Genomic DNA, 13,367 nt, shown 5'->3' on the forward strand with positions numbered 1-13,367 from the left:
ACTGTGGGAGCTAGCCTGCTAGCGATGCGGGCGACTCGGTTTTGGATCAACCCTCAACCGCAGGAATATGCCCAAACATCTCCTGAACAAACTCCACCCGCTCGCGCACCGTCTCGGTAATCCCGAGTGCCTTCAACTCTTCCAGCCGCGCTTCAACCGCATGGGTACGCAGCGTCAGTCCGCAGTCATTGGCAATCTGAATGTTCAACCCGGGCCGGGCATTGAGTTCGAGAATCAGCGGGCCTTTTTCCTGGTCCAGCACCATGTCGACACCGATGTAACCCAGCCCGCACAGCTCATAACAGCCGGCAGCGAGTTTCATGAAACCGTCCCAGTAGGGCAGTTGCACGCCGTCCACCGCGTTGGTGGTGTCCGGGTGTTTGGTGATGATGTTGTTCAGCCAGGTGCCGCGCAGCGTCTGCCCGGTCGCGAGGTCGACGCCGACGCCGATGGCGCCCTGGTGCAGGTTGGCCTTGCCGCCGGATTGGCGCGTCGGCAAACGCAGCATGGCCATCACTGGATAGCCCATCAGCACGATGATGCGGATGTCCGGCACGCCTTCGTAGCTGATGCTTTTGAAGATCTGGTCCGGGATCACCCGGTATTCGATCAGCGCGCGGTCACGGTGACCGCCCAGGGAATACAGGCCGGTGAGGATGCTGGAGATATGGTGCTCAAGTTCCTCATGGCCGATGATCTTGCCGGACACCGTGCGATAGCGGCCCTCGAAACGGTCGGCAACCACAATGATGCCGTCACCGCCGGCGCCCTGGGCCGGTTTGATCACGAAGTCGCTGCGCTCACCGATGATCTTGTCGAGGTTGTCGATTTCCTTCTCGGTGGAGATCACACCGTACAGTTCCGGCACATGAATGCCGGCCTTGATCGCGCGCTCCTTGGTGATGATCTTGTCATCGACAATCGGGTACAGGCTGCGCTTGTTGTACTTGAGCACGTAGTCTGCGTTACGCCGATTGATCCCCATGATGCCCCGGGCTTCCAGGGCCTTCCAGGTCTTCCAGAAGCCGAACATCAGGCGTCAGCCTTCTTCAGGAAAGCCTTGAAGCGCACCAGTTCGGTCAGGCGGTAACCGCGATAACGACCCATCGCCAGCATGAAGCCCACCAGGATCAGCAGGATCGCCGGGAAGGTGAATACGAAGTACACCAGCTCCGGAACGCTCATGATCAGGTGCGCCAGGGAGGCGGCGAACAGCGTACCGATCGCCACTTTCATCGCATGCCCGGAACCGCGTTCTTCCCAGGTAATCGACAGGCGTTCGATGGTCATGGTCAGAATCACCATCGGGAACAGCGCCACCGACAGCCCGCGTTCCAGCCCGAGTTTATGGCTGAACAGGCTGATCGCCGCGATCAGCACCACCACGAACGTCAGCACCACCGACAGCCTCGGCAGCATTTGCAGTTTCAAATGCTCAAGGTAGGAACGCAGCGAAAGCCCCAGCGCTGTGATGACCGTAAACAGCACGATGCCGAAGCCGAGCTGGGTTTCGCGGAAGGCGAGGGCGATCAGCACCGGGGTAAAGGTGCCGAGAGTCTGCAAGCCGATCAGGTTGCGCAGGATCAGAATCACCAGCACGCCGATCGGGATCATCACCATGATCATGAAGGTCTGCTGGGTTTGCAGCGGCAGACCGTACAGCGAGTATTCGAGGAAGTTGGCGTCAGTGTTTTCGTCGGTCAGCTTGGCCAGGCGAATGGCGTTCATTTCGCTGTTGTTCAGGCTGAACGTCACGTTGGCTTTCTTGCCGCCATCGACGGTGATCAGGTTTTCGTCGCCGGTCCACCACAGCAGGCGATCGGTCGGCAGGCCCTGTTCGCCGGTTTCCGGGTTGAAGTACAGCCAGTCGGTGCCGTTGAAACTGCGCAGCCAGAGTTCCGGTGTTTGCGGCTGGTCGGCCACCAGACGAATGGTGTGGACCTTTTCCACCGGTACGTGGGCGATGGACAGCACCAGCTCGACGATTTTCGCCTTGTGTCCGGGGGACGGATCGCCGCCCAGCAACAGCTTCACGTTGTCGTCGTTGAGATTGTTGACACGCTTGATGGCTTCGCCGATGAAGGTTTCGACGTCGGCCGAATGTTGGCGGATCGGCGCGAGCAGGGCTTCGGCGGCGATTTTTTCAGCGCCTTCGACGGCGATGCTGTCGCGGAAGGTCGGGCCTTTGACCTTGGATTTTTCACCGGTGTAGCGCTTGGTCAGCACCAGGCGGTAATAAAGGGTCTGATTGCCCTTCGCCCGACGTGCCGACCAGGTGACCTTGCGGTTGCCGTCGACGCGGTTCACGGCCACGCCGTAGTTATTGGAGATGAAGCTCTCGTTGAGGCTGACGTAATCGCGGCTCAGCGGCGGCACGAACATCTGGATCTTGACCGGGTCTTTGGCACTGGCGACGAACTCGACCTTGGCGTCGATGTTCCACAAGTCGTCGGTGGCATCTTCGGTCACGGGAATGCCGAGCACGAAAATCTGATAGGCCGTAACTGAAATGCCCAGCACCACCAGGATGGCGATCAGCAGTTTCAGATGGAGGGTAAGAGCGCGCATTGGAATTACTCTGCGGTATGTGCGTCGGTGGCGCAGGCGGGTTTGCCAGCAGCGTATTTAAGACTGGGGTCGACCAGCGCGTCGAAGCGTTTCAGTGCTTCGGAGCCGATCAAGAGCGGATATTGGAAGGCACTTCGGTCAGTCAAGTTCACTTCGATGCTGCGTAAAGCCGAACCCATGCAGATATCCAGCTCGATTACCGGACGGGCGGTGTACTTCTTGCCCTCATCCGGGTCGTAGTCGCCGGCGCGACGCTTGATCTTGCTGACGCGGGCCAGTGGCCGTTCGATGGGGTGCGAATGCGCGGTGTCGATGGCCAGATAGAAGCGCACCCAGGATTCGCCATTGCGTTTGAAGCGTTTGATGTCGCGGGCACTCAAGGACGCTGTTTTCGCCCCGGTGTCGAGTTTGGCGGCAACTTCAAGGTCGATGCCGTCCAGGGAAGCGTACTCGTTGAGGCCGTACACGGTCTTTTCACCCGCTGCGGCGAAACCGGGCAGGCACAGAAGATAAAGGAAGGTGGGGAAGGGCTTGAGTCTCATAAATCCTGGTGCGCAGCGGTCCGTACTTCGATTCAAGGCCCTGGCATCGCTGCGCAAGCTCCCTCGTATGCCTATCAACTATTTATGACAAGCAGTGCAGATGTCACAAACAAATGCGGCCGGCATTCTAGCACGGTGGGTTTATGGCGCCAGCGCTGGCGGGGGGCTATAAACAGAGGGGCTGCTTTGTTGTGGTGCAGTCGGTTATTAGACGATTGTCGACACTCTCTATTTATTCTTTGACTGTTGCGCCTGTTTTCGCTAGTTTTTGCCGCATCAGCTTTCAAGGTGTCGACAATATGCTGGATCAACTCGATCCCCCGGTGGTTACGCAAGACGATTCGGAGACGCTGTCCGAAAACGTCTTCCGCCGCATTCAGGCGGCCATCGTCAAGGGCGAGATCGCCCCGGGCAGCAAGATCTCCGAGCCGGAACTGGCCCGCACCTATGGCATCAGCCGCGGACCGTTGCGCGAGGCGATTCATCGTCTGGAAGGCCAGCGCCTGCTGGTACGTGTACCGCACGTCGGGGCGCGGGTGGTTTCGCTGAGCCATGCCGAGCTGCTGGAGCTCTACGAGATTCGCGAATCCCTCGAAGGCATGGCCTGCCGTCTGGCGGCCGAGCGCATGACCCTCGAAGAAATCGACGAACTGCGCCGGGTCCTCGAAACCCACGAGCGTGATGAGGCGTTTCAGGCGGGCAGAGGCTATTACCAGCAGGAAGGCGATTTCGACTTCCACTACCGGATCATCCAGGGCAGCGGCAACCGCACCCTGACGCAAATGCTGTGCGGCGAGCTGTATCAGCTGGTGCGCATGTACCGCATCCAGTTTTCCACCACGCCCAATCGCCCGCACCAGGCTTTTGCCGAGCACCACCGAATTCTCGACGCCATCGCCGACCGTGACGGTGAGCTAGCCGAGTTGTTGATGCGCCGCCACATCGGCGCCTCCAAACGCAATATCGCCCGTCATTACCAGGACGGCGCTAACCAGACAGCCACTGAACGAGGTGAGTCATGAGTTCCAACAAGAGCACTCCAGGCCAGCGTTTCCGCGATGCGGTCGCCAGCGAACATCCGCTGCAAGTGGTCGGCGCGATCAACGCCAACCATGCGCTGCTGGCCAAGCGCGCCGGTTTCAAGGCTATTTATCTGTCGGGTGGCGGGGTCGCTGCCGGCTCCCTCGGCGTTCCGGACCTGGGCATCACCGGCCTGGATGACGTGCTGACTGACGTTCGTCGCATCACCGACGTGTGCGACCTGCCGCTGCTGGTGGACGTGGACACCGGTTTCGGCTCCTCGGCGTTCAACGTCGCACGTACCGTCAAGTCGATGATCAAGTTCGGCGCGGCGGCGATTCATATCGAAGACCAGGTCGGCGCCAAGCGCTGCGGTCACCGTCCTAATAAAGAGATCGTGTCGCTGCAGGAAATGGTCGACCGGATCAAGGCTGCCGTCGATGCGCGCACCGATGACAGCTTCGTGATCATGGCTCGCACTGACGCCCTGGCGGTGGAAGGTCTGGAATCCGCCCTGGATCGCGCCGCGGCGTGCATCGAGGCGGGCGCCGACATGATCTTCCCGGAAGCCATCACCGAACTGGACATGTACAAGCTGTTCGCCAACCGCGTGAAAGCGCCGATTCTGGCCAACATCACCGAATTCGGCGCGACCCCGCTGTACACCACCGAGCAACTCGCCGGTGCCGACGTGTCGTTGGTGCTATACCCATTGTCCGCGTTCCGCGCGATGAACAAGGCGGCAGAAAACGTCTACACCGCGATCCGTCGCGACGGCACGCAACAGAACGTCATCGACACCATGCAAACCCGCATGGAGCTTTACGATCGCATCGACTACCACACGTTCGAGCAGAAGCTCGATGCGTTATTCGCTGCGAAGAAGTAACGACAAAGCAACTTTGCAAATGAACACGTTTTTGTAGCAGCTGCCGAGCCCGCGAGGCTGCGTTCGAGGCCGAAGGACTCGCCAGTCAGGCGACGCGATTTTCCAGGTGTAACGCGTCGTCAGGTTTTACGACTGCTGCGCAGCCGGACGCTGCCTCGCGCGGCTCGACAGCTGCTACAGAGTGCGATGCAAATTTTAAAGAAATTGCAGATTCCCTAACAAATTCAAAAACTGGAGACAGCAATGGCCGAAGCAAAAGTACTCAGTGGCGCCGGGCTCCGTGGCCAGGTCGCCGGGCAAACCGCTCTGTCCACCGTGGGCCAGTCGGGCGCCGGTCTGACCTATCGCGGCTACGACGTTCGCGAACTGGCGGCTGACGCGCAATTCGAAGAAGTGGCTTACCTGCTGCTTTACGGCGAACTGCCGACCAAGTCGCAACTCGCCGCTTACGTGAGCAAACTGAGCAAGCTACGCGACTTGCCGCAAGCGCTGAAAGAAGTGCTGGAACGCATCCCCGCCGACGCCCACCCGATGGACGTGATGCGCACCGGTTGCTCGTTCCTGGGCAACATCGAACCGGAGAAAGACTTCTCCGAACAACACGACGTGACCGACCGCCTGCTGGCCGCGTTCCCGGCGATCATGTGCTACTGGTATCGCTTCAGTCACGACGGCAAGCGCATCAGTTGCGTGAGCGACGAGCAATCCATCGGCGGCCACTTCCTGCACCTGCTGCACGACAAGAAGCCGAGCGAGTTGCACGTCAAAGTGATGAACGTTTCGCTGATCCTCTACGCGGAACACGAGTTCAACGCCTCGACCTTCACCGCACGGGTTTGCGCCTCGACGCTGTCGGACATGTTTTCCTGCGTCACGGCAGCCATCGGCTCGTTGCGCGGTCCGCTGCACGGCGGCGCCAACGAAGCGGCGATGGAAATGATCGAGCGCTTCAGCTCGCCGGAAGAGGCGATCAAAGGCACCCTCGGCATGCTTGAGCGCAAGGACAAGATCATGGGCTTCGGTCACGCGATCTATAAGGACAACGATCCGCGCAATGAAGTGATCAAGGGCTGGTCGAAAAAACTCGCTGAAGAAGTGGGCGACACCGTGCTGTTCCCGGTTTCCGAGGCCATCGACAAGACCATGTGGGAACAGAAAAAACTGTTCCCGAACGCCGACTTCTACCATGCGTCGACGTACCACTTCATGGGCATTCCGACCAAGTTGTTCACACCGATTTTCGTCTGCTCGCGCCTGACTGGCTGGGCGGCGCATGTGTTCGAGCAACGTGCCAACAACCGCATCATCCGCCCGAGCGCCGAGTACGTAGGCGTCGAACAGCGCAAGTTCGTGCCAATCGAACAACGCTGAATGGTGAGGGCTTTGACGCAGGGATTTGAACGTAACGCAAATCCCTGTGGGAGCGGGCTTGCCCGCGATGACGGAGTCACATTCGACATAAATGTCGCCTGACCCACCGCAATCGCGGGCAAGCCCGCTCCCACAGGAGTTGTGTTGAATTCGAAACCGGATGCCAGGCCCCACCTTTTGTTATTACCGTGACCGAGTCCTGACGATGAACACTGAATTCCGCAAACCGCTGCCCGGCAGCCATCTGGATTACTTCGACGTCCGCGCGGCTGTCGAAGCCATCCAGCCTGGCGCCTACGACACTCTGCCGTACACCTCCCGCGTGCTAGCGGAAAACCTCGTGCGTCGCTGCGACCCGGCCACGCTTACCGAATCCCTGAAACAGTTTATCGAGCGCAAACGCGACCTCGACTTCCCTTGGTTCCCGGCCCGCGTCGTGTGCCACGACATTCTCGGCCAGACCGCTCTGGTCGACCTCGCCGGCCTGCGTGACGCCATCGCCCTGCAAGGTGGCGATCCGGCGCAAGTGAACCCGGTGGTGCCGACGCAATTGATCGTCGACCACTCCCTGGCCGTCGAGCGCGGTGGTTTCGATCCGGAGGCGTTCGAGAAGAACCGCGCCATCGAAGACCGTCGCAACGAAGACCGTTTCCACTTCATCAACTGGACCAAAAAGGCCTTCAAAAACGTTGATGTGATTCCACCGGGCAACGGGATCATGCACCAGATCAACCTGGAGAAAATGTCTCCGGTGATTCAGGTGCGCGATGGTGTTGCCTTCCCTGATACCTGCGTCGGCACCGACAGCCACACCCCGCACGTCGATGCACTGGGCGTGATCGCCATCGGTGTCGGTGGTCTGGAAGCTGAAAGCGTGATGCTCGGCCGCGCGTCGTGGATGCGTCTGCCGGAAAGCGTCGGCGTTGAACTGACCGGCAAACTGCAACCGGGCATCACCGCCACCGACATGGTGCTGGCGCTGACCGAGTTCCTGCGCAAGCAAAAAGTTGTCGGCGCGTGGCTGGAATTCTTCGGCGAAGGCGCCTCGGCGCTGACCCTCGGCGACCGCGCAACCATCTCAAACATGGCTCCGGAATATGGCGCCACGGCGGCGATGTTCTACATCGATCAGCAAACCATCGACTACCTCAAACTCACCGGCCGTGAAGACGAGCAAGTGCAGTTGGTCGAGAACTACGCCAAGACCACGGGGCTGTGGGCTGACAGCTTGAAGAACGCGCAATACGAGCGTGGGTTGAGCTTCAACCTGTCCTCGGTGGTGCGCAACATGGCCGGCCCGAGCAACCCGCACGCCCGTGTCGCCACCTCGGACCTCGCCGCCCAAGGCATCTCCGGCCAGTGGACCGAAGTGCCCGGCCAGATGCCGGATGGCGCAGTAATCATCGCTGCCATCACCAGCTGCACCAACACCAGCAACCCGCGCAACGTGATCGCCGCCGGCCTGCTGGCGCGCAATGCCAACAAGCTCGGCCTGACCCGTAAGCCATGGGTCAAATCGTCCCTGGCGCCGGGTTCGAAAACCGTCGCGCTGTACCTCGACGAAGCCGGTCTCACCAGCGAACTGGAGCAGCTCGGCTTCGGCATCGTCGCCTTCGCCTGCACTACTTGCAACGGCATGTCCGGCGCGCTGGACCCGGTGATTCAGCAAGAAATCATCGACCGCGATCTGTACGCGACCGCAGTGCTGTCCGGTAACCGCAACTTCGACGGCCGGATTCACCCGTACGCCAAGAACGCGTTCCTGGCTTCGCCGCCGCTGGTGGTCGCCTACGCCATCGCCGGCACCATCCGTTTCGACATCGAAAAAGATGTGCTGGGCGTGGTGGATGGCAAGGAAATCCGCCTGAAAGACATCTGGCCGAGCGACGAAGAAATCGACGCCGTAGTGAAAGCCTCGGTCAAGCCGGAGCAGTTCCGCCAGGTCTACATTCCGATGTTCGCCATCCACGAAGACACCGGCCCGAAAGTGACGCCGTTGTACGACTGGCGCGAGATGAGCACCTATATCCGCCGTCCGCCGTACTGGGAAGGCGCGCTGGCTGGCGCCCGTCCGCTGAAAGGTATGCGCCCATTGGCGGTGCTGCCGGACAACATCACCACCGATCACCTGTCGCCGTCGAACGCGATCATGCTGGACAGCGCCGCCGGCGAATACCTGGCGAAAATGGGCCTGCCGGAAGAGGACTTCAACTCTTACGCCACGCACCGCGGTGACCACCTGACCGCGCAACGCGCCACCTTCGCCAACCCGAAACTGTTCAACGAAATGGTCCAGGAAAACGGCAAGGTCAAGCAGGGCTCGCTGGCTCGCGTCGAGCCGGAAGGCCAGGTCATGCGCATGTGGGAAGCCATCGAAACCTACATGGAACGCAAGCAGCCGCTGATCATCATTGCCGGCGCTGACTACGGTCAGGGTTCGTCCCGCGACTGGGCGGCCAAAGGCGTGCGTCTGGCGGGTGTCGAAGCGATTGCGGCCGAAGGTTTCGAGCGCATTCACCGCACCAACCTGGTGGGCATGGGCGTGTTGCCGCTGGAGTTCAAGCCAGGCACCGACCGTCACACCCTGGCCATCGACGGCAGCGAAACCTACGACGTGATCGGTGAACGCACGCCGCGCGCCGAACTGACGCTGGTGATCAACCGCAAGAACGGCGAACGCATCGAAGTGCCGGTGACGTGCCGCCTCGACACCGCCGAAGAAGTGTCGATCTACGAGGCCGGTGGCGTGTTGCAGCGCTTCGCGCAGGACTTCCTCGAAGAGTCGGCGGTCGCCGTCTAAAACACGCTTTGCGGACAAGGGATTTCAAGTCCCTTGCCCGCTATGAAGGAGCACCAATGGCTCACGCACCTCAAATCAAAATCCCCGCCACCTACATGCGTGGCGGCACCAGCAAAGGCGTGTTTTTCAGCCTGAAAGACTTGCCCGAAGCGGCACAGATTCCAGGTCCGGCTCGCGATGCATTACTGCTACGCGTAATCGGCAGCCCCGACCCGTACGACAAGCAAATCGACGGCATGGGTGGCGCGACATCCAGCACCAGCAAAACCGTGATCCTGTCGAAAAGCATCAAGGCGGATCACGACGTCGATTACCTGTTTGGCCAAGTCTCGATCGACAAGCCTTTCGTCGACTGGAGCGGTAACTGCGGCAACCTGTCGGCGGCTGTCGGTTCGTTCGCCATCAGCAACGGCCTGGTGGATGCCAGCCGTATTCCGCACAACGGCGTGGCCGTGGTGCGCGTGTGGCAGGCCAACATCGGCAAGACCATCATCGCCCACGTGCCGATCACCAACGGTGAAGTGCAGGAAACCGGTGATTTCGAACTCGACGGCGTGACCTTTCCCGCCGCCGAAGTGCAGGTCGAATTCATGGACCCCGCAGCGGAAGAAGAGGGCGGCGGTGGTTCGATGTTCCCCACCGGCAACCTGGTGGATGACCTCGAAGTGCCCGGCGTCGGTACCTTCAAGGCGACCATGATCAATGCCGGCATCCCGACGATTTTCGTCAACGCTGAAGACATCGGCTACACCGGCACCGAGTTGCAGGGCGCGATCAATAGCGACCCGAAAGCCTTGCTGATGTTCGAGACCATTCGTGCTTATGGCGCGTTGCGCATGGGTTTGATCAAGGACCTGGACGAAGCGGCCAAGCGTCAGCACACGCCCAAGGTTGCCTTTGTGGCCAAGTCGGCGGATTACGTGGCGTCGAGCGGCAAGGCGATTGCAGCGGGTGACGTCGACCTGCTGGTGCGTGCGTTGTCGATGGGCAAATTGCACCACGCGATGATGGGCACGGCGGCGGTTGCCATTGGTACGGCAGCAGCGATTTCCGGCACCTTGGTTAACCTCGCCGCCGGTGGCGTCGAACGCAATGCAGTGCGCTTCGGGCATCCGTCCGGCACGTTGCGTGTGGGGGCCGAGGCCAGTCAGGTCAACGGCGAATGGACCGTGAACAAAGCCATCATGAGCCGCAGTGCGCGGGTATTGATGGAAGGCTTTGTGCGCGTGCCGGGTGATTCCTTCTGATCTGAAAACCACCCCAACCCTCTCCCCAGAGGGGAGAGGGGGCTGACCGAGGTGTATTTCGATCCGCTGCAGCCTGAAAGCTTGAGTCGAACTCTGGCTTTGAACAGCATGAAGATCTGCTCCCTTTCCCCCTCTCCCCCGTGGGGAGAGGGCTGGGGTGAGGGGTGGATCTACCTGAATAAATACAAATCAAGCAGGCCCCCAGACCTGCAAAAATCAAAACCAAACCTGCCCCTGAGGAAGAACACCACCACTCAACAATTCTGAACTGGAGTGAATCGAACATGAGCACCAACGTCGACCAGAACAACCGCCCCGACTACGACACCGTCCTGCAGGACATTGCCGATTACGTCCTCAACTTCAAAATCGAATCCAAAGAAGCGCTGGACACCGCCCGCAACTGCCTGATCGACACCCTCGGCTGCGGCCTGCTGGCCCTGCGCTTTCCCGAATGCACCAAACACCTCGGCCCGATCGTCGAAGGCACCGTCGTCCCGTTCGGTGCACGTGTGCCGGGCACGAGTTTCCGCCTCGATCCCGTCAAAGCGGCGTGGGACATCGGCTGCATCGTGCGTTGGCTCGATTACAACGACACCTGGCTCGCCGCCGAATGGGGTCATCCGTCCGATAACCTCGGCGGCATTCTCGCGGTGGCCGACCACCTCTCGCAAAAGCGCCTGGCCAATGGCGATGCGCCGCTGACCATTCGTGCGGTGCTCGAAGCCATGATCATGGCTCACGAGATTCAAGGCGTGATCGCACTGGAAAACTCCTTCAATCGTGTAGGGCTCGATCACGTCATCCTGGTGAAAGTCGCCTCGACCGCCGTCACCGCCAAACTCATGGGCGCCAATCGCGAGCAACTGCTGTCGGCGTTATCTCACGCCTTCGCTGATGGCCAGGCGCTGCGCGCGTATCGGCATGCGCCGAATGCCGGGTCGCGCAAATCCTGGGCAGCGGGCGATGCGTCCAGCCGGGGCGTGCGCCTGGCAGACATTGCGATGCGCGGCGAGATGGGCATTCCCGGCGTTCTGACCGCCAAGCAGTGGGGCTTTTACGACGTGTTGTTCAGCCACACCAACAACGATCTGGCGCTCAAGCCTGAAGATAAACGCGCGTTCAGCTTCTCCCGCGAGTACGGGACCTACGTGATGGAAAACGTGTTGTTCAAGATCAGTTTTCCCGCTGAGTTCCACGCGCAAACCGCCTGCGAAGCGGCAGTGACCCTGCACCCACAGGTGCGAAATCGTCTGCATGAGATCGACAAAATTGTCATCACCACCCACGAATCGGCAATCCGCATCATTTCCAAGGTCGGCCCGTTGGCCAATGCTGCCGACCGCGATCACTGCATTCAGTACATGACCGCCGTGCCGCTGGCGTTTGGCAATCTGGTGGCCGAGCAATACGAAGATGACTTCCACGCAGCGCACCCGATCATCGACGTGCTGCGGGAGAAAATGGTCATCGTTGAAGACCCACGCTTCACCCGCGAATATATGGAAGCCGATAAGCGTTCCATCGCCAACGCGATTCAGGTGTTTTTCAAAGACGGCTCCAGCACCGAGAACGTAGTGGTGGAATATCCGATCGGCCATCGTCGACGCCGTGCCGATGGCATTCGATTGCTTGAAGACAAGTTCAAAGCCAACCTGGCGACGCGTTTCACCGCCCAGCGCAGCAACGAGATTTTTGCGTTGTGCAAGGATCAGGCTGCGCTTGAAGCGACACCGGTGAACCGGTTTATGGACTTGTTCGTCATCTAACGGGTATGCACTCGATCTGATTGAACGATGCGAAACCCTGTAGGAGCTGTCGAGTGAAACGAGGCTGCGATCTTTTGATTTTGCTTTTAAAAGCGAAGATCAAAAGATCGCAGCCTCGTTTCACTCGACAGCTCCTACAGGTCTGTTTTTAGTCGTTGAACCATTTTTTCGACGGGTAATTTGGTGATGGCAAAGCCCGCCAGCAAAATCGCCGAATAGATCATCAATTCTCTCGAAATACTTTGCCCCTCATACCAAGCCCCAATAACCACCGCGAACACCGGAAAAATAATAAACACGAACGACAAAATGATCGGGCTCAGTCGCTTGAGCAGCAAAAAGTAAACGATAAACCCGCCCACCGACGCCACCAACCCCAGATAGAACAGGGCGCCCCACGAGCGCGCCGTGATGTCATCGAACACCGGCGCTTCAAAGCGCAATCCCGCCACAAACAGCATCAAGCCAGCCAGGCCGATGGGTAGCGTGTTGTACGTAATCACGCTGATCGCACTGCCTTGCTTCTTGGTGATCACGTAACACAGCGCATGCATCACCGCCGCCGCCAGAATCGCCAGCACCCCGAAGAATTCGGCGTGATCCAGGTGCAAGCCCTGGCTGCGGATAATCATGAACAGACTGCCGAACCCGATGGCGATGCCGATCACTTGCGAGGGATAGATCTTCTCCCGCAGCAACACCGCCGAAAAGATCAGGATGAACACCGGCATGCAGCTGAACAGCAGCGCGGTCAGTCCGGAGGACACGTGCATCTCGCCGTAGTTGAGCAAGTAATACGGCAGGCTGAAATACGACAGCGTGACGAACACGAAAAACCAGCGACTTTGCCGCGGGAACAGCAGCGGCTCGCGACGCAGCAGGGCGAAGCTCAAAAACAACGGAAAGGCGATCAGGAAACGCAGGCCGGCGGCGGTCAGCGGCGGCACACTTTCGACGGCAATCTTGATGCCCAGCCACGTGGTGCCCCAACTCAGGCAAACGATCAGGAACAGCACGCTGGTGACCAGTCCGGCCAGCCAGGGTTTTCGAACACTTGAAGAGGCGCTGAGGGCTATGGACATGATCGTGCTCCTTCGTCGTCGGAATTGACCTGGTTACCAAATAGGTCTATCCCTGATTGAACCTGTTTTCAGCACGCTA

At 59.7% G+C, this 13,367-nt stretch carries 10 protein-coding genes; 6 read left to right on the plus strand and 4 right to left on the minus strand.

Annotation, left to right across the window (positions count from 1 at the left end):
• Nucleotides 1-46: 46 nt before the first annotated feature.
• The 3 genes from ACYZT8_RS09180 to rloA are packed head-to-tail and all read right to left on the minus strand — an operon-like array spanning nucleotide 47 to nucleotide 3,110.
• On the minus strand, nucleotides 47-1,033 hold the full coding sequence (locus ACYZT8_RS09180; RefSeq protein ID WP_461980468.1) for an alpha-L-glutamate ligase-like protein: 987 nt from the start codon (nucleotides 1,031-1,033) through the stop codon (nucleotides 47-49).
• Nucleotides 1,033-2,568, minus strand: a complete 1,536-nt coding sequence (gene rloB, locus ACYZT8_RS09185; protein WP_461980470.1) for an osmotic stress tolerance membrane protein RloB — start codon at nucleotides 2,566-2,568, stop codon at nucleotides 1,033-1,035. Before rloB ends, ACYZT8_RS09180 begins: the two co-directional genes overlap by 1 nt.
• Before the next feature lie 5 nt (nucleotides 2,569-2,573).
• A complete protein-coding gene (rloA, locus tag ACYZT8_RS09190) occupies nucleotides 2,574-3,110 on the minus strand; it encodes a retropepsin-like aspartic peptidase RloA (protein ID WP_131062986.1) in 537 nt (178 codons plus the stop codon).
• 299 nt (nucleotides 3,111-3,409) lie between these two features.
• On the opposite strand from rloA, the gene ACYZT8_RS09195 reads away from it, so the two are divergent.
• The 6 genes from ACYZT8_RS09195 to prpD all read left to right on the plus strand — a co-directional run bounded on the left by ACYZT8_RS09195 (nucleotide 3,410) and on the right by prpD (nucleotide 12,206).
• Nucleotides 3,410-4,132: a GntR family transcriptional regulator gene (locus ACYZT8_RS09195; protein ID WP_461980472.1), complete on the plus strand. Its 723-nt coding sequence runs from the start codon at nucleotides 3,410-3,412 to the stop codon at nucleotides 4,130-4,132.
• On the plus strand, nucleotides 4,129-5,019 hold the full coding sequence (gene prpB / locus ACYZT8_RS09200) for a methylisocitrate lyase (RefSeq protein ID WP_162438309.1): 891 nt from the start codon (nucleotides 4,129-4,131) through the stop codon (nucleotides 5,017-5,019). Before ACYZT8_RS09195 ends, prpB begins: the two co-directional genes overlap by 4 nt.
• 243 nt (nucleotides 5,020-5,262) lie before the next feature.
• Nucleotides 5,263-6,390 carry a bifunctional 2-methylcitrate synthase/citrate synthase gene (gene prpC, locus ACYZT8_RS09205; RefSeq protein WP_461980475.1) on the plus strand — a complete coding sequence of 376 codons (1,128 nt, stop codon included), beginning with the start codon at nucleotides 5,263-5,265 and terminating at the stop codon, nucleotides 6,388-6,390.
• Nucleotides 6,391-6,595: 205 nt separating this feature from the next.
• On the plus strand, nucleotides 6,596-9,190 hold the full coding sequence (gene acnD, locus ACYZT8_RS09210) for a Fe/S-dependent 2-methylisocitrate dehydratase AcnD (protein ID WP_461980477.1): 2,595 nt from the start codon (nucleotides 6,596-6,598) through the stop codon (nucleotides 9,188-9,190).
• Between the two features lie 56 nt (nucleotides 9,191-9,246).
• A complete protein-coding gene (gene prpF / locus ACYZT8_RS09215; RefSeq protein WP_461980479.1) occupies nucleotides 9,247-10,437 on the plus strand; it encodes a 2-methylaconitate cis-trans isomerase PrpF in 1,191 nt (396 codons plus the stop codon).
• A gap of 284 nt (nucleotides 10,438-10,721) precedes the next feature.
• Nucleotides 10,722-12,206, plus strand: a complete 1,485-nt coding sequence (prpD, locus tag ACYZT8_RS09220) for a 2-methylcitrate dehydratase (protein WP_461980481.1) — start codon at nucleotides 10,722-10,724, stop codon at nucleotides 12,204-12,206.
• 134 nt (nucleotides 12,207-12,340) lie between these two features.
• On the opposite strand, the gene ACYZT8_RS09225 is transcribed toward prpD, so the two are convergent.
• Nucleotides 12,341-13,243 (minus strand): DMT family transporter, encoded by a 903-nt coding sequence (locus ACYZT8_RS09225; RefSeq protein WP_461982402.1) that lies wholly within the window; start codon nucleotides 13,241-13,243, stop codon nucleotides 12,341-12,343.
• Nucleotides 13,244-13,367: the final 124 nt, after the last annotated feature.

The organism is Pseudomonas sp. LB3P93 (assembly GCF_054898025.1).

What these genes read in the sequence shown, in the direction of transcription:
- ACYZT8_RS09180 (WP_461980468.1), bottom strand. Translation starts at nt 1,033, where the DNA reads ATGTTCGGCTTCTGGAAGACCTGGAAGGCCCTGGAAGCCCGGGGCATC.
- rloB (WP_461980470.1), bottom strand. Translation starts at nt 2,568, where the DNA reads ATGCGCGCTCTTACCCTCCATCTGAAACTGCTGATCGCCATCCTGGTG.
- rloA (WP_131062986.1), bottom strand. Translation starts at nt 3,110, where the DNA reads ATGAGACTCAAGCCCTTCCCCACCTTCCTTTATCTTCTGTGCCTGCCC.
- ACYZT8_RS09195 (WP_461980472.1), top strand. Translation starts at nt 3,410, where the DNA reads ATGCTGGATCAACTCGATCCCCCGGTGGTTACGCAAGACGATTCGGAG.
- prpB (WP_162438309.1), top strand. Translation starts at nt 4,129, where the DNA reads ATGAGTTCCAACAAGAGCACTCCAGGCCAGCGTTTCCGCGATGCGGTC.
- prpC (WP_461980475.1), top strand. Translation starts at nt 5,263, where the DNA reads ATGGCCGAAGCAAAAGTACTCAGTGGCGCCGGGCTCCGTGGCCAGGTC.
- acnD (WP_461980477.1), top strand. Translation starts at nt 6,596, where the DNA reads ATGAACACTGAATTCCGCAAACCGCTGCCCGGCAGCCATCTGGATTAC.
- prpF (WP_461980479.1), top strand. Translation starts at nt 9,247, where the DNA reads ATGGCTCACGCACCTCAAATCAAAATCCCCGCCACCTACATGCGTGGC.
- prpD (WP_461980481.1), top strand. Translation starts at nt 10,722, where the DNA reads ATGAGCACCAACGTCGACCAGAACAACCGCCCCGACTACGACACCGTC.